Genomic DNA, 24123 nt, shown 5'->3' with positions numbered 1-24123 from the left:
GCCATGTTCGGTTTCGATACCCTGGACCTGTCGCGCGCGCAATTTGCGATGACGGCCATCTTCCACATCCTGTGGCCCATCTTGACGATCAGCCTGTCGCTGTTTTTGTTCGTCGTCGAGGCGCTGTGGCTGCGCACCAGCGACCCCGTCTACTACCGCCACGCGCGCTTCTGGAGCAAGCTGCTGGTACTCAACTTTGCCGTCGGCGTCGTCAGCGGGATTCCCCTGGAATTCCAGTTCGGCACCAACTGGGCGCCGTTCTCGCACCATTCGGGCCAGTTCATCGGCAACATCCTCGGCTTCGAGGGCGCCATGGCCTTCATGCTGGAAGCGGGTTTCATCGGCGTCATGATGTTCGGCTGGGGCCGCGTACCGAAGGGCGTGCACCTGTTTGCCACCGGCATGGTGGCGCTCGGTTCCAGCATTTCCTCGTTCTGGATCATGGTCGCCAATTCCTGGATGCAGACGCCGGCCGGCGTGCGCGTGCTTGATGGCAAGATCATCGTCACCGATTACGTGGCCGCCATCTTCAATCCAGACATGGCCTGGGCCGTGGGCCACATGTGGGTGGCCGCCGTGGAAACGGGCTTGATCGTCATCGCCGGCATTTCCGCCTGGTATATGTTCAAGCGCCGCGAACCGGCTTTCTTCGCCCGCTCGTTCAAGCTGGCGCTGATGCTGTTGCTGGTCATCGCACCGTTGCAAGTGTGGCTCGGTGATTCGAGCGGCGTCGACGTCTTCAAGACCCAGCCCGCCAAGGGCGCGGCCATCGAAGGCCACTGGCACACGAACCCCGATGGCGAAGGGGCGGCCTGGTCCCTGCTGGCCTGGCCCAACCAGGCGGAGCAGAAGAACGACTGGTCGCTCGAAGTGCCCGGCATGCTCAGCGTGATCGCCACGCATAGCGCCACGGGCAAGATCACGGGCCTGGCCGACATCGCCCGCGCAGACCAGCCGCCCGCGCTGCCGCTGCTGTACTACGCGTTTCGCGCCATGGCCGGCATCGGCATGTGGTTCGTGCTGCTGGCGTTCTGGACCTTCGTCGCCTGGCGCAAGGCAGGTGGGCGGGTGCAGGAGTTCGTGCGCAACCGCAAGCTGCTGCTGGCCTGGGTGCTGACGATACCGCTGCCCTACATCGCCGTCGAATGCGGCTGGATCGTGCGCGAAGTGGGACGCCAGCCATGGGTCGTGTACGGCCTGCTGCGCACGCGCGACGCCGTCTCCGACGTGGCGGCCCATGCCGTGGCCGGCAGCATGCTGATGTTCTTCGTGTTTTACATCGTGCTGTTCGTCACTTTCTTTGTATTTGCCAAGAAATGGCTGCAGCAAGGCCCGGACGTGGCGCTGCCGCTGCCGGACGCCGCCCATGCCGCGGGGTATTGAAATGCGCCCCCATCAATCAAGGAGTATGTAATGGATATCAATTCGCATGCCATGCTGGGCAATGCCTGGTTCGGCCTGATCGGCCTGATGCTGGTGTTTTACGTGGTCACGGACGGCTTCGACCTGGGCGTGGGCATCCTCAGCCTGTTCACCGGCCGCGAGCAGGAACGCAATCTGATCTTTCAATCTATCGAGCACGTGTGGGACGCCAATGAAACCTGGCTGGTGGTGGTGGGCGGCGCCCTGTTCGGCGCCTTTCCCAGCGCCTACGCCACCCTGCTGGAACAATTGTACATTCCCATCATGCTGCTGATCGCCAGCCTGATCATGCGCGGCGCCTCGATCGAGTTCCGCCATGCGGCCGGCAACAAGCGCCTGTGGGACCTGGTCTTCGGCGTGGGCAGCCTGCTGGCCGCCGTGGCGCAGGGCGTGGTGCTGGGCGAGGTCATCACGGGCTTGCAGCCGGGCCCGCTGAGTGCGGTCTTCACGGCCTGCACGGCGCTGGGCGTGGTGGCCGGGTACTGCCTGCTGGGCAGCACTTATCTGATCAAGAAGACGGGCGGCCAGCTGGAAGCGGCCGCGCGCCGCTACGCGACGGCCAGCGTGCTGGCGACGGTCGCGGCCGCCATCGTGCTGTCTGCCGGCACCATGGTCTTCAGCGCCATCGGCCACGACCGCTGGGCGCAGCCGGGCGTGTTCGGCGTGCTGCTGGCCCTGGCCGCCGTCGCCGCCAGCGCGTTTATTTACATCCTGTGGGCCGTGCACGTGAACGGCGTGCGTGGCCCCTTCCGCGGCGCCATCGTGCTGTTTTTGGCGTCGTTCGCGGGCCTGGCCATCAGCTTCTTCCCCGACCTCGTGCCGGGCAAGCTGAGCATCGCGGCGGCCGCGTCCGATGAGCCGACCCTGATCTTCATGCTGATCGGCATGGGCACGATGCTGCCGATCATGATCGGCTACAACCTGTTCCAATATTACGTCTTCGAGGGCAAAGTCGTGCCCCGCAAGCATTGATCGGCATCAGATCATGATCATTCGGCCTACCACCAACTGGTTTCGCATGCTGTTCGTCTGGAACGGCTCGGTGCTGCAAGCCATCATCCCGCAACTGCTGCTGATGCTGGTCGTCAGTTCGCTGGCCCTGCTGACGGACGGCCGCATCTTCGGCGTCAAGATTCCGCTCGATACGGCGCCGTTTCCCATGGTCGGCATCAGCCTGGCGATCTTTCTCGGCTTTCGCAACAACGCCAGCTATGCCCGCTTCGTCGAGGCGCGGCATATCTGGGGGCAATTGCTGATCGCCGCGCGGGCCCTCGCTTCGCAGGCGCTCACGTATTTGCCGCAGGAAACGAGCGGCCTGGACCACCAGTTGCTGCTGCGCCGCCTGATCGCCTTCGTCTACGCGCTCAAGCATCAGCTGCGCCAGACGGACCCGCAGCAAGACCTGGCGCGCTACCTGCCGGCCGAGGACGTGCAGCGCTTGCAGGGCGTCAACTTCAAGCCCATCGCCATACTGCATGCGGTGCGCGCCATGCTGCACGACGCCGTGCAGCGCCAGCCGGGCCAGACGCAACTGCTGTGGATGCTCGACACGCAGCTCAACGATCTGGCCGCCACCGTGGCCGGCTGCGAGCGCATCAAGAACACGCCGATTCCGTATCCGTATGGCGTGCTCGTGCACCGCACCGTCTATATGTATTGTTTTTTACTGCCGTTGGGCCTGGTGGACGCCATCGGCGTGGCCACGCCCCTTATTTCCGTCTTCGTCGCCTACACCCTGTTCGCGCTGGAAGCCATCGCGCAGCAGATCGCCGAACCGTTCGGCCTGGCGCCCAACTGCCTGGCCCTGAACGCCATGACGCGCGAAACGGAACGCTCGCTGCTGGAATTGAACGGCGACCCGCTGCCGCCCTCGATACGGCCCTGCCCCCGCTATCTGATCGATTAACCGGAGGAAAAATCATGGAATGCAACATCGACATCACCACCATCGAACGCGACGGTTTCCTGGAAGTGCCCATGGTGCGCCACCAAGGGGGCGTGACCACGGCGGGCCACGACATGGTGGCCGAGGAATATCCGGTGGCCCTCGTCTACAACGGCATCGCCCACGCGGTGATGATGGCCACGCCGCGCGACCTCGAGGAATTCGCCGTCGGCTTTACCTTGACGGAGGGCATCGTCGGCAGCGTGCGCGACATCTACGACCTCGACGTGTGCTGCGGCGAAGACAACGCGGAAGTACGGCTGACCATCGCGCAGCCCGATTTGATCAAGCTCAAGGCCCGCCGCCGCGCGTTGACGGGGCGCACGGGTTGCGGCGTGTGCGGCATCGAAAGCCTGGCCCTACTGGACCTGGTGCCGGAAAAGATTACGCGGCCCCTGCCGCCGCTGGTGGCCAGCAGCGCCATCCTCGGCCGGGCCGCGCGCGAACTGCTGCCCTACCAGGAGCTGATGCACAAGACGGGCGGCGTGCATGCGGCCGCCTGGTGCACGGCCGAGGGCGCGGTGGTAAAAGTGTTCGAGGACGTGGGCCGGCATAACGGCCTCGACAAACTGATCGGCTACCTGGCGCTGCACCGCATCGCCATGCACGACGGCTTCGTCTTCCTGTCCAGCCGCGCCAGCTATGAACTGGTGCGCAAGTCGGCGCGCATGCATATCGGGCTCGTCGCCACCATCTCGGCGCCCACCTCGCTGGCGATTCGCATCGCGCGCCAGGCCGGCATGCAGCTGGCCAGCTTTTGCCGCCGCGACGGTTTTGTCGACTACACGGCGGGCGAAGGGGAAAATAGCGGCCAGCATGCACCGTGAACAGCCGATGCTACATTTTTTTCCGTAAAGCAAGTGCACGCTTGACTTGCCGCCGCAGCGGGCATTCAATGGCAATGGTTACTAATTATTAACTTATCTGCTGCCACGCTCCCGGCGCGGCAGCGATGAAAGGATGGCGCGATGGCCCTGGCACAAGAACAGCATCTGGCGGACACCTGGCAGACGGGTGGCTTGAAGCCGCGCGCCTGCGACTGCGGAGGCACCGTCTTCACCATCCTGCACCAGCGGGTGATGGCGGACATGCGACGCCGGCAATTTCTCGGCGGCACGGCCGCCATGCTGGCGCCCTTCATCGGCTTGTCCACCAGCAATGCCATTGCCCAGCAGCCGCAAGCATCCGAGCGTCCCCTGTTGCTGACCAATCTGCGCCTGTTCGACGGCACGGGCAAGGCGCCCCGTGCAGGCATCCACGTGCTGGTGACGGGGGCGAGGATTACCGCCCTGCTGCCGGCCGGCGAGAAAGTCGAGGGCGCGCAAGTGATCGATTGCCAGGGCAAGCTGGTGATGCCGGGCCTGATCGACGCCCACTGGCACACCATGCTGGCCGCCATCAACCAGGTGACGGCCATGACGTCCGACGTCGGCTATTTATATCTGGTGGCGGCGCAGGAAGCGCGGCGCACCCTGCTGCGGGGGTTCACGTCCGTGCGCGATCCCGGCGGCCCCGCCTTTGCATTGCAACGCGCCATCGATGAAGGCATCGTCGACGGTCCGCGCATCTTCCCGTCGGGCGCCATGATTTCGCAAACCTCGGGCCATGGCGACTTCCGCATGCGTTCCGATATCCCGCGCGCGGCCAACGCGCCGCTGGGCATGGCGGAAACGGCCGGCATGGCCATGATCGCCGATGGCGAAGCGGAAGTGCTGCGCCGCGTGCGCGAGCAGCTGATGCTGGGTGCGACGCAAATCAAGATGATGGCCGGCGGCGGCGTCGCCTCCATGTACGATCCGCTCGACAGCACCCAGTATTCGGAACGCGAACTGCGCGCCGGCGTGGAAGCGGCCGCCGACTGGGGCACGTATGTGATGACCCACGTCTACACGCCGAAAGGCATCCAGCGCGCCATCCGCGCGGGCGTGCGCAGCATCGAGCACGGCCAGCTGGCCGACGACGAATCCGCGCGCATGATGCGCGACACGGGCACGTGGTGGAGCTTGCAACCGTTCCTGCAAGACGCGGATGCAAACGTGTATCCCGACGCGGCGCGCAAGGCCAGCCAGGCCATCGTCTCGGAAGGCACGGTGAAGGCGTATGCGCTGGCGCAAAAGTACGGCATCAAAACGGGCTGGGGCACGGATATCCTGTTCAACGCGAAAAACACGCCCACGCAGGGCCGCCAGCTGGCCAAGCTCACACGCTTTTACGATCCCCTGACCTTGCTGGCGCAGGCGACGGGGCAGAATGGACAATTGCTGGCCCTGTCCGGCCAGCGCGCGCCCTACCCGGGCGCCTTGGGCAAGCTGGCGGCAGGCGCGCTGGCCGACTTGCTGGTGGCCGAGGGCGATCCCACGAAAAACCTCGATTTCCTTGCGCATCCCGAGGAAAGCCTGTTCCTGATCATGAAGAACGGCCGCATCTACAAGAACAAACTGGGCGCGCCGCTGGCAGGCTGAAGGCGGGCGCGTTGGCAACGGCGGTGGCTTGCCGCATAATGCGCCCATGTTCAAACTGACTTTTCTCGGCACGTCTTCCGGCGTGCCCACGCGCCACCGCAACGTCACCTCGCTGGCCCTGCAAACCACGCACAACCGCGACTGGTGGATGATCGATTGCGGCGAAGCCACGCAGCACCGGCTGCAGCGCCTGCCCTTGTCCGTGCACGACCTGGTGGGCATCTGCATCACCCACGTGCATGGCGACCACAGCTATGGGCTGCCGGGCCTGCTGGCCAGCGCCTCGATGACGGGGCGCAAGAAACCCTTGCTGCTGATCGCCCCGGCCGCCATCAAGGCCTGGATCGACGCGACCCTGCTGCACACGGAACTGTTTTTGACGTACCCGTTGATCCACATCGACGTGGACAGCGCGCCAGTCGTGCATGCAGCAGCGGGCTTGACCGTCTCGCGCCACGCGCTGTCGCACCGCGCACCGAGCGTCGCGTATCGTTTTGCGCTGGAAACGAGCAGATGGAAACTGGACAAGACGGCCCTGCAGGCGGCCGGCGCGCCGCCCGGCCCCGCCTGGGGGCTATTGCAGGCGGGCCAGGATGCGCTGCTCGACGATGGCACGGTCTTGCGCGCCGCCGCTTTCCGCCAGACGGAAACGCAGCGCGCCACCGTGGTGATCGGCGGCGACAACGACACGCCGTCCTTGCTGGCGGACGCCTGTGCCGATGCGCAGTTGCTCGTGCATGAAGCCACCTACACGGAAGCCATGCTGCAAAAAGTGGGACCCGGCCCCACGCACAGTTCCGTGCAGCGCGTGGCGCAGTTTGCCGAAGCGGTCCGCTTGCCGAATCTGATCCTCACGCACTTCAGCGCCCGCTATCACAATGCGGAAGGCATGGCCGAGCTGGAAGCGGAAGCACGGCTGCATTACTCGGGTGAACTGTTCCTGGCGCGCGATTTCGACAGCTATGAACTCGATGCGGCGGGCGTGCTGACCAAGGTGCCGGCGAAATCGTCGTTCAGTGGGGATTGACGCCGTATTGCTCCGCATACTCGGCCGCCAGCGTGCGCGCCGCCTGCTGCTGTGACGGCGTGAGGATCTCCAGCAACTGGTCGCGGTTCTTGATCGATTGCACGCTGCCCGCCTCGGCCGGCATGGCGATCCACGCGTACGCCTGCACGTAATCGAGTTCCACGCCCTGCCCTTGCGCGTACAGCAAGCCGTATTCGTTCTGCGCCGACAGGGAACCGGCTTCGGCCGCCTGCTTGTACCAGAAGGCCGCCTCGGCGTAGTCTTGCGGTACATCAATACCCTTGCGGTAGGCCTGCGCCAGGTTGAATTGCGACTGGCCATCGCCCGCCTCGGCCGCCTGGCGTCCGTACGCGAGCGATTGCGCCATGTCTTGCGCGACGCCGTCGCCGCTTGCATACATCAGGGCCAGGTTGGCCAGCGACGGGGGAAAGCCTGCCTGCGCGGCCGCCGTGAACAATTCCACCGCTTTCGGCAAGTCTTGCGTCACGCCATGACCCTGGTAATACAGGCTGGCCAATAAATGCTGTCCCGCGGGATCGGCGGTGCGCGCGGCAGCATCGAATTGTTTAAAGGCCTCGGCGTAATTGCCGTCGTTATAAGCGAGGATGCCCGCTTCATTAAAAGATGCGCTGGAAACAGTCATGAAGATTCCTTGTTCGGGGATTTTTGGCATTGTACACAGCACTGTTACAGGCAGAATGCACAATAGAAACCGTGTGGCGCATTGCCCAGATCCTGCGTTATGATCCTTGACTGCACAATTTAATCCCCCCATAACGACAAGTGCCAGCCCAAGAATATCTCCATGAAACTGATTGCTTTGCTTTTATCCCTGCTTTCCACCTCCGCTTATGGCGGTACACTGCATCTGGACAAAGCCGCGACAGGGAAAGTACGGCAAGCGGCCGATATCCGCTATGCGAATCACGATGAAAAACAGACCTACCAGCTGAAAATCGGCAAGCAGTGGATGACTGGCAGTTGCAGCACCAGCGGCACGGGCAATTTGCACGCGCTGCTGGCCGACATGAATTTCGACGGCCATGCCGACCTGTGGGTCACCGGCTATACGGATAGCCAGGGACGCATCCGCTGTTCCGACGTGTGGCTGTGGGATGCGCAAGCAAAACAATACAGTTTCAACAAACCCTTATCGGCCATTCCGAATCTCGATATCAGCATCGCCGAGCAAAGAATCGAAGGCGGCATCGCCAATTGCGGTTGCGCGGCGCAATGCTTTTATGAAGACAGCTATAAGTGGCAGGCTAACAAATTAATCACCGTCGCCCGGCGCGCACAGGATTGCGAGCGCTACCGGGAATATGGATTGAACGATAAAAACGACCTGGTCATCGTCAAGGATGAAAAGATCGATAGCGGCAATCCAGGCCAGCAAGCCATCGAACATACCAACGTCGTTGACTGGCAGCGCCATGCGCAAACCATGCGCAAATCCTGGGAGTAAATCCTTCACTACCATCGAATAATTCACTTACACATGACGACACATTCAGCATCAATTACTTTCCATGCCGCCAGGGCGGAAGATACCGCGGCCTTCATCGCCTTGCGCGGCAAGACGCGGCAAAACGCCGTTTCCAAAGAACGCCTGGCGGAAGTGGGCATCACGGCCGACACCTGGGCCGAGATGATGCGCTCGGGCAGCCTGCCCGGCCAGGTCTGCCATCACGATGGCCAGCTGGCCGGCTACTGCTTCGGCGAGCGCGACACGGGCGAAATCATCGTCCTGGCGCTGCTGCCGGAATTCGAAGGCCTGGGCATCGGCAAGACCTTGCTGGAACTGGTGATGGCCGAGCTGCGCGCGCAGGGCCACCAGCGGCTGTTCCTCGGCTGCTCCAGCGACCCCGCCTCGCGCTCCTACGGCTTTTACCGCTACCTGGGCTGGACGGCGACGGGCGAGACGGACAAGTATGGCGACGACGTGCTGGAGTTCGTGCTCAACTGACAGCAAGGGACGCCGTCGCAGCGCTTTCGTCGTCCCCTGTTATGCGCAGCTCCATCGTATTTCCCGCCGCCACCCGTGCTGTCGAGCATGACGATTTCGCGTATTGGCGACAGCCACGCCACCGTTATCAAAAAAACGCCTGTTGACAATTTCCTCCATGCATGAATTACCCACAAGGCAATCGCCTTGAAGCATGGGATTTCCGTCTGGAGCGGCATGTTCTCTCATGTCCACCGCCTCGTTGCCTCACGCTACGCGCGTTTCCTTCCGATCATCATCTTCCGAAAACACGGAAATTTCAGCAGCATCCATTTGTAAAGAAAATCTTTACTGTTGTAAATAAGAGCAACAGTGATAGATAAAATTGACATTTCCCATATGGAAATGTTTTTATGTGTCTTCTAGGTAAAATGAATATCACATTTTACAAAAAATGACTGCAATTGAACGGTCAAACTAGATCGAGTTGGCAGGCGCGTGCCTATCGCAAGGTGCTTGTTTCAACAGTTTTTCACATATAACGGGTCCTGAGAATGACTCGTACGGAGAAGTGAATTGACTAAGAAGTTTGTTTTGAAGCGCAGCGTCGTCGCTGTCGCATTGACATTGTCCTCATCCCATATGGCGTTTGCCCAGGAAGCACCGGCAGAACCGGCATTGCAAAAAGTCCTGGTGACCGGTTCGAATATCAAGCGCACTGAAAAAGAAGGCTCCTCGCCTATCCAGACCTTGAATGCCAAGCAGATTGCCGCTACCGGCGCCAATACTGTGGCCGAACTGTTGCACTCGATTCCTGCCTTCGGCTCGGGCTCGTCGGTGGACGTGACCGATGGCGGCTTTGCCCGCGGTGCGGCAACCGCCTCCATGCGTGGCCTCGGTTCGTCTTCCACGCTGATTTTGCTCAATGGCCGCCGTATCACCGCATCCGCCTATGCCGACCCGAATCAGGGAAAATCGGCCGTCTATGACTTGAACAGCATTCCCGTCTCGGCCATCGAACGCGTCGAAGTATTCAAGGATGGCGCATCGGCCGTGTACGGTTCCGACGCCATCGCCGGCGTCGTCAACTTCATTACGAAAACCAAGTACACTGGCGCCGAAATGAGCGCCAGCATCAGCGCCAACGACGACGGCGAATTTGCCCGCAAGAGCGCCAGCGGTATCTTCGGCTTTGGCAAGGACCGCTTCAATGCCTTCGTCAGCTTTGACGTAGCCAAGCGCGACAGCACCATCATCAAGAACGAAAATGACGTCGAGAAAGGCATGTATGCCGACATCAACGGCCGCCTGAACCCTTTCTCCAGCAGCCTGACCACGTCGCCTTTCTTCTACGCTGAAACGAAGCCTGGCACGAAGAACTTCGCCACCACCTACGCCCAGCGCGCGCAAATCATCAACCGCCTGGACTGCCCGGCGTCGCAGCAAATCACCGGCAACATGGCGGCGCATAACATGCTGGCAAGCGACACGCTGGTGGGACGCACCTTCTGCAACTTCAACATCGACGATTACGCCGAAGTGCAAAGCGCCGGCAAGGACGCCAACGTGCTGTCGCGCGCCACGTTCGAGATCAATGACGACGTGACCGCCTTTGCCGAAGCCGGCTACAGCCGTTCGGAGCGCACCTATCTGCGCGTGCCGACGGCCTTCCGCAGCACGGCTTCGACCACCGTGTATCAACTCAACGGCGCACCGCAGCAGTTCCAGATGATCTTGCCGGTAGGTCATCCTGACAATCCATTCCCGACACAGCGCGCCGCTGTCGGCTACCGCGTCAGCGCCCCGGGCGGCGCCTCCAATCTGAACGAAAGCTATCGCTTGCTCGCTGGCGTGCGCGGCACGGCTGGTGCGTGGGATTGGGAAACGGCCGTACTGTGGAACCGTTCCGAACGCACAGAAACCACGAATGGCATGCTGTATCGCCCGACCCTGGAAAAGGTCATGACGCAGAACTGGACCCTGGCGCAGGTCAATGCCGATCCTAGCGTCACGCGCGACCTGGAAAACCGCGGCTTTGCCCAGGTAACGCAAGTCGACGCCAAGGCGAGTACCGCATTTGGCCAGCTGGCCGGCGGCCAGGTCGGCGTGGCATTCGGCGCTGAATTCCGTCAAGAAAAAATCGGCCTGACGCCAGACATGGCGACGCAGCGCGGCGACATCATCGGCCTGGCCAACTCGATGGCCGATGGCCAACGCAATGTCAGCTCGACATTCGTCGAAGTACGCACGCCGTTTGCGAAATACTTTGAAATGGACTTTGCCGGCCGTTACGACAAATACCCTAACCTGAAGGGCAACTTCGTGCCGAAAGTCGGCGCCAAGTGGACCATCAGCGACCGCGTAGCCGTTCGCAGCACCTATGCCGAAGGTTTCCGCGCACCAGCGCTGACCCAGGTCTCGCCTGGCGGCGTGCAGTCGTTTGGCAACGTGGTTGACCCGCTGCGCTGCCCGGACGGCGTCAATCCGGCCACCGGCGCGGATAAAACTGATTGCAAGAAAGGCATTTCCAGCCTGTCCTCCGCCACGCCTGATCTGCGCCCTGAAACATCGAAGAGCTACTCGCTGGGCCTGATTCTGGCGCCGACCAAGGAAATCGACGTGCTGGTCGATTACTACCGCATCAAGAAAGTGGATGAAACCGCTTTGTTCAGTGCGCAGTACATGGTGGATCGCCAGGACCGCTACCCTGGCAGCGTCGTACGCGACAACAATCCGGCCAATCTGGTGACCGATGCCAATGGCAACGTGGTGCCTAACTCCGGTCCGATTTCCCAGGTCAACCGTTCGTATGTGAACCAGGGCAGCACCGAAGTGCAGGGCATCGATTTCGAAGTGGCGTACCGCAAATCGCTGGGCGATCTGGGCCGTCTGACCGCCAACCTGAACTGGAGCTATCTGATGAGCTTCAAGCGCGCCGAACGTCCGGGCGAAGTGGCAACCGATACCTCCGGTGCGAACGGCGGCCTGTCCGACTATGCCACCTCGGTCGGCGACAATCCCAAGAACCGCGGCAACCTGTCGGTCAACTGGACCCGTGGCGACCACTCGCTGACGACATCGGTAGATTTCGTCGGTCCCGTATCGTTGCTGCGCCGTAGCGACAACAATGTGGTCTACGAGAAACCATACTGCCAGTACGGCGTGGGTCAGCCGAAGTCGGCATATGGGCTCGGTGGTTTGCCGAAGTACAGCAACTACATCAGCAGCTGCGACGTGAAGAGCTGGACGACGACCAATATGGCGTACTCCTACACGGGCTTCAAGGATCTGACCCTGTCGTTCAATATCAAGAACCTGTTTGATATCAAGGCGCCATATGATCCACGTTACCCAGTGGAAGGCTTCAATCCGCAGTTGCACAATGGTCAAGGCCGCTACTTCCGCATCAGCGCCAACTACCACTTCATGTAATCCTCTGCTGCCGGCGTGATGGTGCGCCAATAGCCAAGGGCTGAGTCCTGTCTTGCACAGGGCTCAGCCCTTTTTAGTTTCAGATGGGGAATGCCGAAGGTCAGCCCATGCACCAAGCCCGGAATCGACGGCTTCCGCCAGGTTTCAGCCGCTGACAAGCAGTGTGCCGCCTGGCCACCGCCGGCTCAAGGCGTCTTCGTATCCTCTTCCTTGTCGGCCGCCGCCAGCCCCCAGTCATTCCAGCCTTCGCCAAACAGCTCGACCGGATGCTGCGTACGCTCGGAACCATTGCCGCAGCGCATGGCATCCGGCGGACAATACTTGTCGCAACCCCAGCAGATGCGCTCGGGGTTCTTGGGGTTCAGGGGAAAGGGCTTGGCCATGGGGGCGATGGGGTCGGTTGAGGTCTCGTTGACGACTCTAGACCTGGCGCGGAGGACGGTCAAACGAATTTCGGTTGGGAATTTGCTTAAGTCAATTTTGCGAAGATTACTGCGGCGGCAGCTTGCACCCTGCGTGCCCCCAGAAGACCAGCGTATGTCATTCCCCCTCATAACTGCTTACCGCATCATTGGCATGACTCTTGATGACCTTCATTATTTTGGCATTGCCTTTATATTTCACCTCAAGAACTCTCAGCTGATTTTGCGCCACCTTGCAGTATTGATGTATGTTCTTGAGGAGATCATCCTGCTGCCGCTTAGGTAGCTCTCCATCAAATTCTCCCGCCAGATGCTCACATGCTTCGGCGTTATAGATAAATCTGCTGACATCCTTAGGGAGTGGCTCGGCTGAAAAGGCAAAAGGAAGAACAAAGCAAATAGGCACTATCAGAAGAAATTTTCGCATGACTTTCCTTTAATAGCCATTATTGGACCAGTGTGGCCGGTCGCTTCCAGGCCCGCTGTATTTCTTTACCCCATATGTTGCAGCGACCGCAATAAGTTGCCTGTTCATGCCCGTCCTAGGCAAAGTGGCAATCCTCACCAGATTGCCGCTCGCATCTTTCACCTCAACCGTTCCGCTCCACAGCAAATCCATATCAATCGCCAGACCAGAATTGTGTTGCGAGCGCAGTGCGGGTTTGATGGGTAAATGATTAATCTGCAAGACAATCAACATTGCCTTTGCAGCCTTGACAGATGCGTCAATTTCGCCGTGATCCCATTCTATATGCACACCCGCCATTTTCGGGATGTGTTGGGGATCAAGCTGTTTTCTTGCGATTCTCCACGCATAATGCATCAGGTAGGAGCGCTGCGGCGGTCTGTAGGTGGCATTGATTGCAACCCTGATCCCCGCCTCTTTCATTGCATATAGAAAATCTTCTACTGCCAAACGAAAATTTCCTGACAAATCCCTGGTGTTGGTGCTGCCTGGAAATTTTCGCCCCCATTTCTCACCACTGAGTTCGTCGTTCATCTCGCCTCCATCATCATCAAATACCCTTAATTTAATGCAAACCTGGAGGGATGTTGTTGACAGAGAACAGGAGGCTTATGGCAGCGGTATCAAGTGGATATAAGCGCCTTATGACGCAGAAACGGACACTTCCAGCACGATCCGCGCGTAGCAGGCACCACCGTCAGCCGCCTGCGCCTTCATCTCGTCCAGCGCATACACCATCGTCACCGTGGCGCCGGGCACGAACAGCTTGATGTCCTGCTTCCGATGCGTGTAGATGCTCTCGTCGACTGTCGAGCCATCGGTCAGACGCAAAGTGAAGCTGTTGACTTGATCGCCGCGCCGGCTATCCTGGCCCGCGAAATACGTGCGCTCGATACAGCCCATCAACGTTTGCGTCTGGATGCGGCCGGCTTTGATGCTTTCCCACCATGCTACGGAGGCGAACAGGCCGTGCCTGCCTTTCAGGCCCATGTGGGGCCGGGAGCTGTCGAGGGTAAGAGCCTGGGTCTTGGCCACGCGAGCGGGGTCTTGCGCCAGGGCTTCGGCGAGGGTGTAGACGGGTTTCATAAGGGCACAAGCGTTCCTGGAAGCGCTCACTTAATGTTTGCGCTGAATGATAAAAGCATTGGCGGCAGGCTCAAAACCGAGCGTCGGATAGTAGGACATGGCATCAGGGGCGGAAAGCAATATCAGGGACACTTCGTCGCCGATGACGGCCTGGGTGCGCTGGACAAGCGCTTTGCCGATACCCAGGCCCTGGTATTGCTTGTCTACCGCCAGATCCGAGAGATAACAGCAATACGCATGGTCGGTCAGCGACCGGGCCAGCCCCACAAGCTGGCCATCCACCCATGCCGACAGCACCAGACAAGGCGCGGCAAACATGCGCGCGATTCGCGGGAGGTTGCTGGTGGGCCGCTTGATGCCGGACTGATCGAAGACGCGAACAACGTCCAGTGGATCAAGAGGAAAGTTATGACGATATTCGACAGTGGTGTTTTTCATTGGTTCACGGGTGTAAGGAGATGGCGCATGGGAAACCTCTGCCATGCACCTAGTATAAGCAGCGATGATCGCGGCATGTGGACGATACGGCATCGGTGACGGGGCGCCAGGAGTGCGTGCCAGAGGCGCCATGCTGCCAGCGGCCACATCGCCGGCATGCCCGTTCAGTGATTAAACCGCCTCCGATCTGCTAAAATAGTTGAAAATTTTAATGATCCGTGAATAACCTGTATTTTCCGACACAAGGAATGTGTTTAGCAAATGAAAGCCATTATATTCTGCACCAGCTTTATAAAAGATGCACCATCATGGGAAAGCCGGTATCAACGGTGGCTCGATTACTATAAAGACATTCCAATCGATGCAGTAAAGAAGATAATGATTGACGATGGGTCGCCATTTCTTCCACCTGCCGACATTATCAAGGCAGTTTCCCATAGCGCTCCTCTGGCTTCGAATGACGATAAAAATCTCATCATCCGCTTCGACAACAACCTGGGACGGCAAAGCGGGGCTGACTACCCTGGCTGGTGGCGCAGTTTTCTGCACTCGGTCAAGGTGGCCAATGAATTAGGCGTGGATAAAATCATCCATATCGAGTCGGACGCCTATATCATGACGCCGCGCCTGGTAAAATTCATCAATGAAATCGAATCAGGCTGGAATGTCCTGTGGTCCCCGCGCTATCGCATGCCAGAAACGGCCATTCAAGTCATCTGCAGAGATCAATTTGGAATTTTCGAGAAATTCAAGGATAACCACCCAGATTATTCCTTCCCGGATATTGCGGAAAAGTTGCTTCCTTTTACAACTGTACATAAACAGTTCAAGGGCGACCGTTACAGCGATTTCACGAAAAACAGATGGATATTTCGTTCGAAAAAATTCAACAAAATCCCCATTTTTAAACATGTTTTTTTCTGGGAAACAATCCCGCCCGATGCGGACTTCGTCACGCAAGGCATTCAGCGTCAACAATTCGTGTTCAGGCGCGATGAAGTGGCTTGATTTTGTGATGGCGGGGGATATCAAACAGCCTCGGCAAGGATTGTAAAGATGCAGCTACCGTTACGATGGAATCAACGCATGTGTGCCGCCCTTGCTTGCTCTCTTTTTCTAGTCGCTGGCATCGCCTCGGCAATCGCCGCCACGCTTGACGACGATAGAACCCGCGGTGACATACATGGCTTGTTTGAGATCAGGGAGGCCGCAGTCAAGTTCATGGCAGCAGAAAATGCCAAAAACGGCACACGGTGGCAGGTATTGGAGCCGAACCGGAAGATTCTGGTGACGAAATGCGCGCTACCTTTGCATGTGGCATGGGTGCCGAAGAGCCATGGCCTGTCTGGACCGAATGTTGCTGTGAGTTGCGCCAGGACCGTAAAGCCGACAATACAACATAAATGGGAAGTATTTGTGCCGGTCGACAAGAGGCCACAACGCGCCGCGGGTATGCCGGCAAACTCCTGAGATTCCCCAACGCGACGGGCAGTTCCGTCATTTGGACACGAACGGATGCGTTGGGCGTCGTAGAAGGCGGCTCGGCGCAAAAGCTACGCAGGCTGACTCGTCAGAAGCTCGATACAGTGATGATGCGGACTGATGGTTACTCTCGCCCCATTCCGCTCGGTCAACGTCTTCCCAAACGGTCATGTAACGCACAACTCGTCCCTGCCCGAGTCATCTCTGCCAGGGACGAGACACAAGTACATTGGCGGCGGCACTACTCTGCCGTAGTCGGATCAATGACTGAGATGACTTCCGACACGCGGTTTGCAGGAAAGCCACCTTGCTGGGCATGTTCGCGAACCTGCGCTTCATTTTCAGCGATGTAAACACAATAGATTTTATCGCCAGTAACATAGCTTTGCAGCCATTGAATTTGTGGCCCCATCTTGTTTAAGACACTGCAGGACTTCCGCGAAATGGCTTGAAGTTCTTGCTCAGACAACTTCCCGGCCCCGGGAATATCACGCTCAATAACGTATTTTGGCATAGCGGTCTCCTTATGAGGTTTCCTGGCGAGCACTACACTCGCCGGTTCTGTGCGTCACACATGCCGTGACATGTATTCGTTATATACCATGCTGATGGGGTGGTGTTGTTGGAATTGCCATGAAACGTACTGGAGTCTGGTCTGCTATTCAGAGACGGGCTGATGTGTGGAGTGCTGTGAGAGATGGCTCAGTTCAGAAGGCGGTTTTTTTATTTCCTGACGGAAGCGGTGTAATGCGAATAGCAAGCTTTCATGCCATTCTTAAGCCAATTAGCAAATCCATACCTACGAAAATACCTACACACGAACATTGATGCAAAAAAGACTGTGCATGCCGCCCAACCGTACCTGACGACACCTCGCAGCATCACACAGTGATGATGCAGCAGCGTGTTTCCCCTATGATGCAGTAGCTAGTTTAAAATTAGTTACGCCAAAAACTACGCCAGATTCTCTCTTACAGTTCGCTCGCGTTTCTGTGGCCATCACATCTCAATAACATAAGGCTTGATCGACATGCGCTTTCATTTTTTCAGCCAGCCTCATGAGAACGGGCCTTATACATCTATTTGGGAAGTTACCGATGGGAGAGCTGTTCGACTTGGCATAGCCAATCCGGAAACAGTCAAAAACTCAAGTTGTATGGTAAAACCAGGCCAATCAGGAGTTGAAGCTATACGTGAACTTCTAAATAATATGGGATTTGGCGAATGTTCCCACTGGCCCTTGGAACTAGAACCGGGCCAATATTATCCGCGAATCGCGCGACCAGGAGATCAACACTTCCAACAATTTCCTGGCAACTACCCTGGTGCGATCAATGATGCACACGCTATTGCTATGTCCCTAGGGCAGTTAAACGTCCTTACTAGGCAGCTAGCAGAAATTTGCCAAACTGTTCATCCTGCCAACAACACTCTAGAAACTTACGGACACTCGATTCGCAATTTACTGATACTCGCATGCACCGAGGTTGAAGCGCATTGGCGAGGTATTTTAATTGCAAATGATATTAAGCAGAAACGTTACACTACAGCAACATACGTTCAAATTTTAGCTGCAATGCGTCTTGACGAGTATAGCCTAGGCTACCCATATTACCCATGGCTGAACACCAGAGGACCTTTTCATGGGTGGAACTCGATGACTCCAACTGAATCACTTAGCTGGTACGATGCCTACAATGCTGTAAAACATGATCGAGAGGGGAGTTTTTATCGTGCTACGCTTGGGCATGCTTTCGATGCCGTTGGCGCGTGCGTAATTTTGATGTTGGCCCAGTATGGCCACACGGTCGACAATTGGCAGGAGTCTGAAACTGCAAGATTTTTCCGCATCGATAAGCGACCAGCTTGGGTGCCATCCGAGGTGTATACATTTGACTACAATAATGCCGAAGCAGCAAATAAGACTTGGACGCCAGTACCTTTCCCATTCGCAAAGTAATATTTGATCAATGGCTACACCAAGAGTGCCTACATGCTGGGATTGTGATTCCTGTTGTCGTGGGTTCGAGCCCCATCAGCCACCCCACAGAATGAGTAGAAAAATCAAAGGGTTACATGCTTCGGCTTGTAACCTTTTTTTGTATTTTCCAACGGATTTCACAACTTTCCAACGCGCCTACCCAAATCATTGACTCGGCATGAGTCTGCGCAAGCCCTATCTCTTCTACGCATGACATCCTGATCGCATCTCCGCACGACGCATATGAGGCGATGATCATGAATCTTTTGCTTAAATACCTGGTCGCTTTTTCAGCCTTGTCTTGCAACTCACCAAGGCCCGTACCAGTAGCTGAAATGCTTCAAGTAGGACAGAGCAGCTTCGCCCTTGCCGCGCGCTACGGCACGCCCGCCAGCTATCAGCACCAAGGCGAGTATCTACAACTAAACTATGGAAGCGCCGCAAGCGGCTGTCGGCTCATCGTGCTGGTCGAACCGGCCCAGCAGGTGGTCGGCTGGGTATCGTCAGGCGCTCGCTGTATCAGCGCTAGGCCAGATGGCCTTGCAAAGCCAGACCTGAACATGCTGGACTAGCATCCCATCGACCATTTCATTTTCATGGCCCCGCAAAATCATGCCATCAGCATTCAGCAGCTCCAATTGCGGCTCAAACAACGGATCGCTGATGCGAACTGGCATACCGTGACTTGGCCGAACGAGGGTTGCGGCTCGATGGTACGCAACACCGAAGCCGCCGCGCTCTACGGTAAGCAAACCTTTTAGCGGTACAAAGTCGTCCATTTCCCGCTTGGTGATCTTGCGTCCCTTGTCCCTGAGCTTAATCACTTGATATGGCACACCCGGTACTTCGACCACCTTTTTAGGCCACTTGTGTTTATTTGTTGTTCCGTCCATAACTAGCTCAATACACTGTATAAAAACACAGTATATTGCCAAGATTGAGAAACCAGAAGGCGAGATTTGTAACTAGAAGAGCCCGCCCGGCTCCGTGGGCGCTGCCGGCGTGGGCGCCTTCGCACGGGATCGCGGCTGCATAGGGTCGGGCTGCGCGACGAGAAGGTCAGTAGGGTACTGCCGGTACACATCCTGTTCGGTCACCAGCGAGCCCTCCAGCCAGCCCTGGTACTGGTCCGGGTCCAGGATCATCACCATGCGCTTTTCATCGTCGGGCTTGTGGAAACGCTGCATCAGTGGGTGCCCGTCGGCGTTGATCGTCAGCATCGAAAACGACAGCAGCTGATCCGCCGGCCGGTATTCCCAGATGCCAGCAATCGCCACCGGGCCGCCATCGGCGCGCTCAATGCGCCAGCGCACGGGCTTACCGGTTTCGTAATTTGGTTCGAAGAAATTTGCGGCCGGGATGATGCAAAACTGCTTGCGCTTCCATGCGTTGCGGAAAGATGGCTTGCTGCCCACCGTCTCCGTACGCGCGTTGTAGGTCTGGCGGGCCAGCTTGTGGTCCGCCCAGTGGGGAACCATGCCGAACATGGCAGGGGCGATTTCTAGATCGCCGGGCGCTTCGTGTGACCCGCGCAGGATGGGCGCCATGTAGCCCGGCCATGCCTCGGTCGGCAGGTCGAGTAGCGGGTATCCGATCCGAAAACTTTCTTCGATCTGCTCTTTACGGCTGGGGGTGTAGTCGGCGCACATATCACTAATATAACGGTTTTTGCTCAAGTTCGGTTCACGAGAGATTACAAAACAATATTTTTCAACTTCCCAAGTAAGAACTAATCTACCACTTCGCAAATCTACTTCCTATCATCCGACTTGATGGAGAAGCCCCATGGACGCCTGTCAAAAAATGCAACATAGAGGTTATGAGTACCAGATAACCAGTTACAGGAAGGGCGATGGAATGTTTCAAGGAATGATCTTGCTTACCGCTCATGCAGGCATTCAGTACTCACCAATTATTGAAATCCCGACACCTAGCGCTTTCAAAGCGGAGCGTGCGGCAAGGATTGAAGCTTCGGCTCTCGCTTGCCAACTTATAGAAACTGGCGCGATGACTGCACTTATGCCACAAGGAGGCAAGGCCAATTCATGGCCGGTAGAGTCCGAAACATTTCTTTAAAGTAATTTTCCAGTAGTTGATGCGAATCCACACATAAAACAAAGGAGAAATTATGGCCAATGGTTTTCTTCAATCTACTCCTACACCGCCTGAAAAGAGGACAGATCTTCTTACGGCGGCCATCATCAACTCTGCAATTGATATGGAGACGGCTCTCGGAACAGTGTACGCCATTGTCTATATGCGTCGGCATAACATCGACATGGCACTTGCATTACGAGTTGTTTTGAAGAAGGCGGAACGAAGAACTGCCATAACTTGGTCAACCAGCGAAATTGACGGTTTCGCTGATTTTGAGGAAGAGATCGATCTTACACACTTCAAAAATACAGTCGTCTACACTTCTTCAGCATCGCAAGGCCGCACCAAATAGGCATGTGCCGTGGGGCTGCAATGCAGCCCCACCAGCGCACGAAAACCGCCCTTCCCACGCCCATGCACCACCCGCACGAAAAACCGCTCAAAGTGCGTCAAAATGCGTCAAATCGCATGCCCCCTCTTCGCCCCGCCGCGCCAGTCCTCATGCGCCTTCGGCCATGGCGCAAATTTGAGTCAAAAGAGCCCTAACTAGCGGGCAGGTGTGGAGGGGGGACAACTGCGCGCGCCGGGCCGAAACGGGCCTTTTTCTTGCTTCTGGTGCAACATCTTTCGTCGGGACGTGAAAAAGCCGCCTCGTGGGCGGCTTGTGCGGTGGCTGGGGCGTGCTGGCGCGGCGGGTCTGGCGCGGCCCTGCCCTGCCGGCTATCGCGGCGTGGCGGTCATCCTGTGCGGCCGGCGCGGGCCTTGGCCGCTTGCTCCTTCTCGTAGTCGTCGCGGCAGTCCACATTGCAGAACAGCAGCGCGGGCGCCAGCGCCTCGTCGCAGTAGTGGCAACAACCATGCGCCACCAGGCCCGGCCGGCGCCGCACGGCGGCCAGGCCGCGCGCCACCTCGGCGAAGATGATCTTGTCGGTGTTGTCGATGTGGTCGCTCATTGCGCGCCCTCCCCGCCCGTGGCCAGGTCATACGGGGCGAAGCGCACCACTTCCACGCCGGCCCACTCGTTGATCGCTTCAAACTGCGCCTGCAGCGGCACCAGTTCATTGCGCGCGAAGACGCGCGCGGCCGGTTCGACGGCGCCGAAGCCGCCGGCATTGTTCGGCAGGATGCCCATCAGTTGGGGAGGCACGCGGTGCGCGGCCAGTTGGTCGTCGCGCGTGACGCTCTTGATGTTGAAAAATTCGTCCTTGGCGGCCACGTCCGACACCGGCAGTATCTGGATGCCGTCCTTCTTGCCGTTCGGCGCGTACATGAACAGGTTGCGGAAGTTGCCCGGCCCCTTACTGTCACGCATGGCCTGGCGCAAGTTGTCCACGTCCTGGGTGTTGGCGGCGGCGTCCGTCATGTAGAACACGAAGCCCGCATGCGAGCCGTTCTTGTAATACTTGCGGCGAAACAGAGTGGCCGCCTCGTTGAGCCAGGCCGATTGCAAAGCGCTCAAGTACTGCGGCACGCCGTACAGCTCCTGGTTCACGTCCGGTTCCATCAGGTGAAACACGCGGCCCTTGTCGAACTCATGCACGGCCTGGTAGCCGTTGACGAAAAAGTAGGTATCCAGATCGACGCCGCGCCGCATGTACTTGGCCAGGGCGTGCTGGTACGTCAGCGCTTTGCCGCTGCGGCTGGGCCGGTCTTCCAGGTAGGCATTGCCGAACGTCAGGAAGTCCAGGGCCATGCGTTTAAAAGCGTCACGCGACAGGTACTTGCTGGGAATCAGCGTGGACGCCAGCACGTTGGCCTTGAAGTGGATCGCGCTGCTGTGGTGCACGCCGGCATTGAAGGACTTGGCCAGGCCGGCCAGGTTGACGGGCGGCTCATACCAGTGGCCATTCTTCCAGCATTCAAAGCAGTCGAGAATGTCGGCGTGCTCGAGCACGGGCGTCGGATCGCCGAAGGAAAACGCCTCGATGCCGGCGGCGGCCGGCGCCGTGGCCGCTGGTGGTGCGCTCTCGGCCTGCCGGCCGCGCAAGTGTCGTGCTTTGCTCAAGAATAAATCTCCATGAAAGAGTGGTGGTTGTCGGTGGTGCCTTCGAATGGCTCGTGATCGAGGGCGTGCATGCAGGCCCACGCCAGATCGGCGTGGCCGGTTTCGTCGCTGCGGCCGGCGACATAGGTCACGTGCCGCCCGCTGGGGGTGAGGGTTTTGTGGATGGCCATGAAGGACTGCGCGATGTCGGTCCAGCCGGCGTCAAATTCCAGCCGGCCCTTGCTGATGATGTTTTTGGCTTTTAGCACCATGCGGGTTTTGACTTCGGGCGAGTAGTTCAGGGCCGTCACAGCCGGGAAGAAGCCGCGTACGATGGGCAGCACGCCGATGCCCATGCCGGTGGTATCGATGCCGATGTATTCGACGTTGTAGCGCTGGGTCATCTGGCGGATGGCGTCGGCGTGGTCTTCGAAGCTCTGCCCGCGCCACTGGTGGCGCTCCAGGATGCGGAACTTGCCGCCGGCCGTCATGGGCGGCGCCAGCACGACGCAGCCGGCGCTGTCGCCGTTCAAGGCCGGGTCATAGCCGATCCACACGGGCCGGTTGCCGAACGGGCGCAGGCCCAGCAACGGCTTGTAGTCGTCCCATTCGACCCAGGAATCGACCATGCAGCGCTGCAGCTCGGCCAGCGGGAAGACCGAGGCCGAGTCGTCGATAAAGTTGCACATCAGCAGGTTGTCGAACTGGTCGGGGCTGTATTCGAAGTTGCGCAGCTCGTCGATGTCGAACAGGTTGCAGCCGCCGCGCTCGGCATCCAGGATGGTGACGATCTGGCGCCAGATTTTGTCCTCGCCCGTGAAACCCGACGAGAGGCGGCCATGGCTCACATCGATATTCACCTGGTCCGCCTTGGCGCGGCGCTTGTTGAACAGCTCGCCCATCCAGAACGGATACGCCTGGTGCGTGGTCGAGGATGGCGTGGAAAAGTAGGTCTTGCGCCATTTCTTGTGGATGGCCATGCCCGAGGCCACCTTGTTCAACTCTTGGAAATTCTGCGTCCAGAAGAATTCATCGAAATAGAAATTGCCGTGGTAGCCCTGCGCCGTGCGCGCGTTGGTGCCCAGGAAATACAGGTGCGCGCCGTTCGGCAGCACGATAGGGTCGCCCGTCAGCTCGATGCCGGCCGCCTCGCGCGCGAACTGCACGATGTATTGCTTGAAGACGTGGGCTTGCGACTTGGAGGCGGACAGGAAAATCTGATTGCGGCCCGTCTGCATGGCATCGGCCAGCGCCTCGCGGGCGAAATACCAAGTGGCGCCAATCTGGCGGCTCTTGAGGATGGCGCGCGTGCGCTGGTCGCCATTGCGATACCAGACCTTTTGGTAGTCGAAGAGCGAATCCTGGAAGGCGTCGAGCAGCTGGATTTTCTGTTCTTCGCTAAAGTCGTTGCGGGTCGGTTTCTTCTTCGGGCCCGCATTGCGGTTCGCCAGCTTCGGATTGAGGTCCACCTCGTTGCCGCCCGGCTGCTCATAGCGGCGCACGCGCGCCATCTGCACGATGGTGCGCGCGAGCAGGTCAATTTCCTTGTAGTCGCTGCCGCTCTTGACCTCCTTTTCGATCAACTTGACCAGGCGCAGCTCGGCCGACGCCTCAACGTGCTCGATGGCCTGCGCCTTGTCCCACTCGTCGCGCTCTTTCCAGCTATTGATGGTGCTGCGCTTTATCCCTAAGTGCCGGGCGATGGACGAAATGCGCCAGCCCTTCCAGTACAGGGCGCGCGCGGCACGGCGCGGCTCGGATTCGGGCACGGCCAATTCGGCGATTTTCTCGTCGGCCGTTTGTTCGCTTTTTTTCTCGATTGTCAGCATGCCGCCAGCGTAGGCCGCGCGCGCGCGGAGCGGGGAAAGGCAAAAGTCGCTATTGCCCATAGCAACCCGCAGCGCATTGAATCGCGGCGCCAAGACGTTGACCAT

At 58.6% G+C, this 24123-nt stretch carries 25 protein-coding genes; 13 read left to right on the top strand and 12 right to left on the bottom strand.

The features are described 5' to 3' along the window. Positions 1 to 3: 3 nt before the first annotated feature. The 6 genes from D9M09_RS06675 to D9M09_RS06650 all read left to right on the top strand — a co-directional run bounded on the left by D9M09_RS06675 (position 4) and on the right by D9M09_RS06650 (position 6856). Positions 4 to 1383, top strand: a complete 1380-nt coding sequence (locus tag D9M09_RS06675) for a cytochrome ubiquinol oxidase subunit I (RefSeq protein ID WP_070312994.1) — start codon at positions 4 to 6, stop codon at positions 1381 to 1383. 30 nt (positions 1384 to 1413) lie between these two features. Beyond that, positions 1414 to 2394, top strand: a complete 981-nt coding sequence (locus D9M09_RS06670; RefSeq protein ID WP_121668886.1) for a cytochrome d ubiquinol oxidase subunit II — start codon at positions 1414 to 1416, stop codon at positions 2392 to 2394. A gap of 13 nt (positions 2395 to 2407) precedes the next feature. Beyond that, positions 2408 to 3328, top strand: a complete 921-nt coding sequence (locus D9M09_RS06665) for a bestrophin family protein (protein ID WP_070312996.1) — start codon at positions 2408 to 2410, stop codon at positions 3326 to 3328. Between the two features lie 14 nt (positions 3329 to 3342). After that, positions 3343 to 4194: a formate dehydrogenase accessory sulfurtransferase FdhD gene (gene fdhD, locus D9M09_RS06660; RefSeq protein ID WP_070312997.1), complete on the top strand. Its 852-nt coding sequence runs from the start codon at positions 3343 to 3345 to the stop codon at positions 4192 to 4194. 141 nt (positions 4195 to 4335) lie between these two features. Beyond that, positions 4336 to 5829: a metal-dependent hydrolase family protein gene (locus D9M09_RS06655; RefSeq protein WP_121668885.1), complete on the top strand. Its 1494-nt coding sequence runs from the start codon at positions 4336 to 4338 to the stop codon at positions 5827 to 5829. 46 nt (positions 5830 to 5875) lie between these two features. After that, positions 5876 to 6856, top strand: a complete 981-nt coding sequence (locus D9M09_RS06650) for a ribonuclease Z (RefSeq protein WP_121668884.1) — start codon at positions 5876 to 5878, stop codon at positions 6854 to 6856. On the opposite strand, the gene D9M09_RS06645 is transcribed toward D9M09_RS06650, so the two are convergent. Continuing rightward, positions 6843 to 7499 carry a tetratricopeptide repeat protein gene (locus D9M09_RS06645; protein ID WP_162995599.1) on the bottom strand — a complete coding sequence of 219 codons (657 nt, stop codon included), beginning with the start codon at positions 7497 to 7499 and terminating at the stop codon, positions 6843 to 6845. The genes D9M09_RS06650 and D9M09_RS06645 overlap by 14 nt on opposite strands. Positions 7500 to 7661: 162 nt before the next feature. Between D9M09_RS06645 and D9M09_RS06640 the strand changes: the two genes are divergently transcribed. The 3 genes from D9M09_RS06640 (at position 7662) to D9M09_RS06630 (ending at position 12233) form a co-directional block, all read left to right on the top strand. Continuing rightward, a complete protein-coding gene (locus D9M09_RS06640) occupies positions 7662 to 8321 on the top strand; it encodes an XAC2610-related protein (RefSeq protein WP_121668882.1) in 660 nt (219 codons plus the stop codon). A 33-nt stretch (positions 8322 to 8354) separates the two neighbouring features. Continuing rightward, positions 8355 to 8822 carry a GNAT family N-acetyltransferase gene (locus D9M09_RS06635; protein WP_070291380.1) on the top strand — a complete coding sequence of 156 codons (468 nt, stop codon included), beginning with the start codon at positions 8355 to 8357 and terminating at the stop codon, positions 8820 to 8822. A gap of 606 nt (positions 8823 to 9428) precedes the next feature. Continuing rightward, on the top strand, positions 9429 to 12233 hold the full coding sequence (locus D9M09_RS06630; protein WP_143449972.1) for a TonB-dependent receptor plug domain-containing protein: 2805 nt from the start codon (positions 9429 to 9431) through the stop codon (positions 12231 to 12233). 185 nt (positions 12234 to 12418) lie between these two features. On the opposite strand, the gene D9M09_RS06625 is transcribed toward D9M09_RS06630, so the two are convergent. The 5 genes from D9M09_RS06625 to D9M09_RS06610 all read right to left on the bottom strand — a co-directional run bounded on the left by D9M09_RS06625 (position 12419) and on the right by D9M09_RS06610 (position 14645). After that, positions 12419 to 12616 (bottom strand): DUF3079 domain-containing protein, encoded by a 198-nt coding sequence (locus D9M09_RS06625; protein WP_070224865.1) that lies wholly within the window; start codon positions 12614 to 12616, stop codon positions 12419 to 12421. A gap of 157 nt (positions 12617 to 12773) precedes the next feature. Further along, positions 12774 to 13082: a hypothetical protein gene (locus D9M09_RS28855; RefSeq protein ID WP_071653839.1), complete on the bottom strand. Its 309-nt coding sequence runs from the start codon at positions 13080 to 13082 to the stop codon at positions 12774 to 12776. A 9-nt stretch (positions 13083 to 13091) separates the two neighbouring features. Continuing rightward, positions 13092 to 13655: a hypothetical protein gene (locus D9M09_RS06620; RefSeq protein WP_070313004.1), complete on the bottom strand. Its 564-nt coding sequence runs from the start codon at positions 13653 to 13655 to the stop codon at positions 13092 to 13094. Between the two features lie 108 nt (positions 13656 to 13763). Next, the gene (locus D9M09_RS06615) at positions 13764 to 14207 is read right to left on the bottom strand and encodes a hypothetical protein (RefSeq protein ID WP_121668880.1); all 444 of its coding nucleotides are present in this window, start codon (positions 14205 to 14207) and stop codon (positions 13764 to 13766) included. A gap of 30 nt (positions 14208 to 14237) precedes the next feature. Further along, positions 14238 to 14645 carry a GNAT family N-acetyltransferase gene (locus tag D9M09_RS06610; protein WP_121668879.1) on the bottom strand — a complete coding sequence of 136 codons (408 nt, stop codon included), beginning with the start codon at positions 14643 to 14645 and terminating at the stop codon, positions 14238 to 14240. Between the two features lie 261 nt (positions 14646 to 14906). Between D9M09_RS06610 and D9M09_RS06605 the strand changes: the two genes are divergently transcribed. Then, positions 14907 to 15653 (top strand): hypothetical protein, encoded by a 747-nt coding sequence (locus D9M09_RS06605; protein WP_162995598.1) that lies wholly within the window; start codon positions 14907 to 14909, stop codon positions 15651 to 15653. A 715-nt stretch (positions 15654 to 16368) separates the two neighbouring features. On the opposite strand, the gene D9M09_RS06595 is transcribed toward D9M09_RS06605, so the two are convergent. Continuing rightward, a complete protein-coding gene (locus D9M09_RS06595) occupies positions 16369 to 16641 on the bottom strand; it encodes a DUF4242 domain-containing protein (protein ID WP_070224858.1) in 273 nt (90 codons plus the stop codon). A 507-nt stretch (positions 16642 to 17148) separates the two neighbouring features. Between D9M09_RS06595 and D9M09_RS28850 the strand changes: the two genes are divergently transcribed. Further along, positions 17149 to 18087 carry a hypothetical protein gene (locus D9M09_RS28850; protein ID WP_162995597.1) on the top strand — a complete coding sequence of 313 codons (939 nt, stop codon included), beginning with the start codon at positions 17149 to 17151 and terminating at the stop codon, positions 18085 to 18087. A 524-nt stretch (positions 18088 to 18611) separates the two neighbouring features. Here the strand turns inward: D9M09_RS28850 and D9M09_RS06590 are convergent. Continuing rightward, complete coding sequence (locus tag D9M09_RS06590; RefSeq protein WP_121668876.1) at positions 18612 to 19001, bottom strand: hypothetical protein; 390 nt, start codon at positions 18999 to 19001, stop codon at positions 18612 to 18614. A 72-nt stretch (positions 19002 to 19073) separates the two neighbouring features. After that, entirely contained in the window at positions 19074 to 19784 is a 711-nt protein-coding gene (locus D9M09_RS06585; RefSeq protein ID WP_240453576.1) for an SOS response-associated peptidase, read from the bottom strand. A gap of 109 nt (positions 19785 to 19893) precedes the next feature. On the opposite strand from D9M09_RS06585, the gene D9M09_RS28845 reads away from it, so the two are divergent. Beyond that, a complete protein-coding gene (locus tag D9M09_RS28845; protein WP_162995596.1) occupies positions 19894 to 20184 on the top strand; it encodes a hypothetical protein in 291 nt (96 codons plus the stop codon). Between the two features lie 52 nt (positions 20185 to 20236). Continuing rightward, positions 20237 to 20557 (top strand): hypothetical protein, encoded by a 321-nt coding sequence (locus D9M09_RS28840; RefSeq protein WP_162995595.1) that lies wholly within the window; start codon positions 20237 to 20239, stop codon positions 20555 to 20557. 385 nt (positions 20558 to 20942) lie between these two features. On the opposite strand, the gene D9M09_RS06580 is transcribed toward D9M09_RS28840, so the two are convergent. The 3 genes from D9M09_RS06580 to D9M09_RS06570 are packed head-to-tail and all read right to left on the bottom strand — an operon-like array spanning position 20943 to position 24018. Then, positions 20943 to 21158, bottom strand: coding sequence for a hypothetical protein (locus tag D9M09_RS06580; protein ID WP_121668874.1), 216 nt, complete (start codon positions 21156 to 21158; stop codon positions 20943 to 20945). Further along, on the bottom strand, positions 21155 to 22210 hold the full coding sequence (locus tag D9M09_RS06575) for a phage portal protein (RefSeq protein ID WP_240453575.1): 1056 nt from the start codon (positions 22208 to 22210) through the stop codon (positions 21155 to 21157). Before D9M09_RS06575 ends, D9M09_RS06580 begins: the two co-directional genes overlap by 4 nt. Further along, entirely contained in the window at positions 22207 to 24018 is a 1812-nt protein-coding gene (locus tag D9M09_RS06570) for a terminase ATPase subunit family protein (protein ID WP_121670989.1), read from the bottom strand. Before D9M09_RS06570 ends, D9M09_RS06575 begins: the two co-directional genes overlap by 4 nt. Positions 24019 to 24123 lie beyond the last annotated feature (105 nt).

This window comes from Janthinobacterium agaricidamnosum (assembly GCF_003667705.1).
Classification (GTDB): Bacteria; Pseudomonadota; Gammaproteobacteria; order Burkholderiales; family Burkholderiaceae_D; genus Janthinobacterium.
This window is presented reverse-complemented; position numbering and strand designations above follow the sequence as displayed.

Coding starts and splice junctions, on each gene's coding strand:
- D9M09_RS06675 (WP_070312994.1), top strand. CDS start 4: ATGTTCGGTTTCGATACCCTGGACCTGTCGCGCGCGCAATTTGCGATG.
- D9M09_RS06670 (WP_121668886.1), top strand. CDS start 1,414: ATGGATATCAATTCGCATGCCATGCTGGGCAATGCCTGGTTCGGCCTG.
- D9M09_RS06665 (WP_070312996.1), top strand. CDS start 2,408: ATGATCATTCGGCCTACCACCAACTGGTTTCGCATGCTGTTCGTCTGG.
- fdhD (WP_070312997.1), top strand. CDS start 3,343: ATGGAATGCAACATCGACATCACCACCATCGAACGCGACGGTTTCCTG.
- D9M09_RS06655 (WP_121668885.1), top strand. CDS start 4,336: ATGGCCCTGGCACAAGAACAGCATCTGGCGGACACCTGGCAGACGGGT.
- D9M09_RS06650 (WP_121668884.1), top strand. CDS start 5,876: ATGTTCAAACTGACTTTTCTCGGCACGTCTTCCGGCGTGCCCACGCGC.
- D9M09_RS06645 (WP_162995599.1), bottom strand. CDS start 7,499: ATGACTGTTTCCAGCGCATCTTTTAATGAAGCGGGCATCCTCGCTTAT.
- D9M09_RS06640 (WP_121668882.1), top strand. CDS start 7,662: ATGAAACTGATTGCTTTGCTTTTATCCCTGCTTTCCACCTCCGCTTAT.
- D9M09_RS06635 (WP_070291380.1), top strand. CDS start 8,355: ATGACGACACATTCAGCATCAATTACTTTCCATGCCGCCAGGGCGGAA.
- D9M09_RS06625 (WP_070224865.1), bottom strand. CDS start 12,616: ATGGCCAAGCCCTTTCCCCTGAACCCCAAGAACCCCGAGCGCATCTGC.
- D9M09_RS28855 (WP_071653839.1), bottom strand. CDS start 13,082: ATGCGAAAATTTCTTCTGATAGTGCCTATTTGCTTTGTTCTTCCTTTT.
- D9M09_RS06620 (WP_070313004.1), bottom strand. CDS start 13,655: ATGAACGACGAACTCAGTGGTGAGAAATGGGGGCGAAAATTTCCAGGC.
- D9M09_RS06615 (WP_121668880.1), bottom strand. CDS start 14,207: ATGAAACCCGTCTACACCCTCGCCGAAGCCCTGGCGCAAGACCCCGCT.
- D9M09_RS06610 (WP_121668879.1), bottom strand. CDS start 14,645: ATGAAAAACACCACTGTCGAATATCGTCATAACTTTCCTCTTGATCCA.
- D9M09_RS06605 (WP_162995598.1), top strand. CDS start 14,907: ATGAAAGCCATTATATTCTGCACCAGCTTTATAAAAGATGCACCATCA.
- D9M09_RS06595 (WP_070224858.1), bottom strand. CDS start 16,641: ATGCCAAAATACGTTATTGAGCGTGATATTCCCGGGGCCGGGAAGTTG.
- D9M09_RS06590 (WP_121668876.1), bottom strand. CDS start 19,001: ATGGACGGAACAACAAATAAACACAAGTGGCCTAAAAAGGTGGTCGAA.
- D9M09_RS28845 (WP_162995596.1), top strand. CDS start 19,894: ATGGACGCCTGTCAAAAAATGCAACATAGAGGTTATGAGTACCAGATA.
- D9M09_RS28840 (WP_162995595.1), top strand. CDS start 20,237: ATGGCCAATGGTTTTCTTCAATCTACTCCTACACCGCCTGAAAAGAGG.
- D9M09_RS06580 (WP_121668874.1), bottom strand. CDS start 21,158: ATGAGCGACCACATCGACAACACCGACAAGATCATCTTCGCCGAGGTG.
- D9M09_RS06570 (WP_121670989.1), bottom strand. CDS start 24,018: ATGCTGACAATCGAGAAAAAAAGCGAACAAACGGCCGACGAGAAAATC.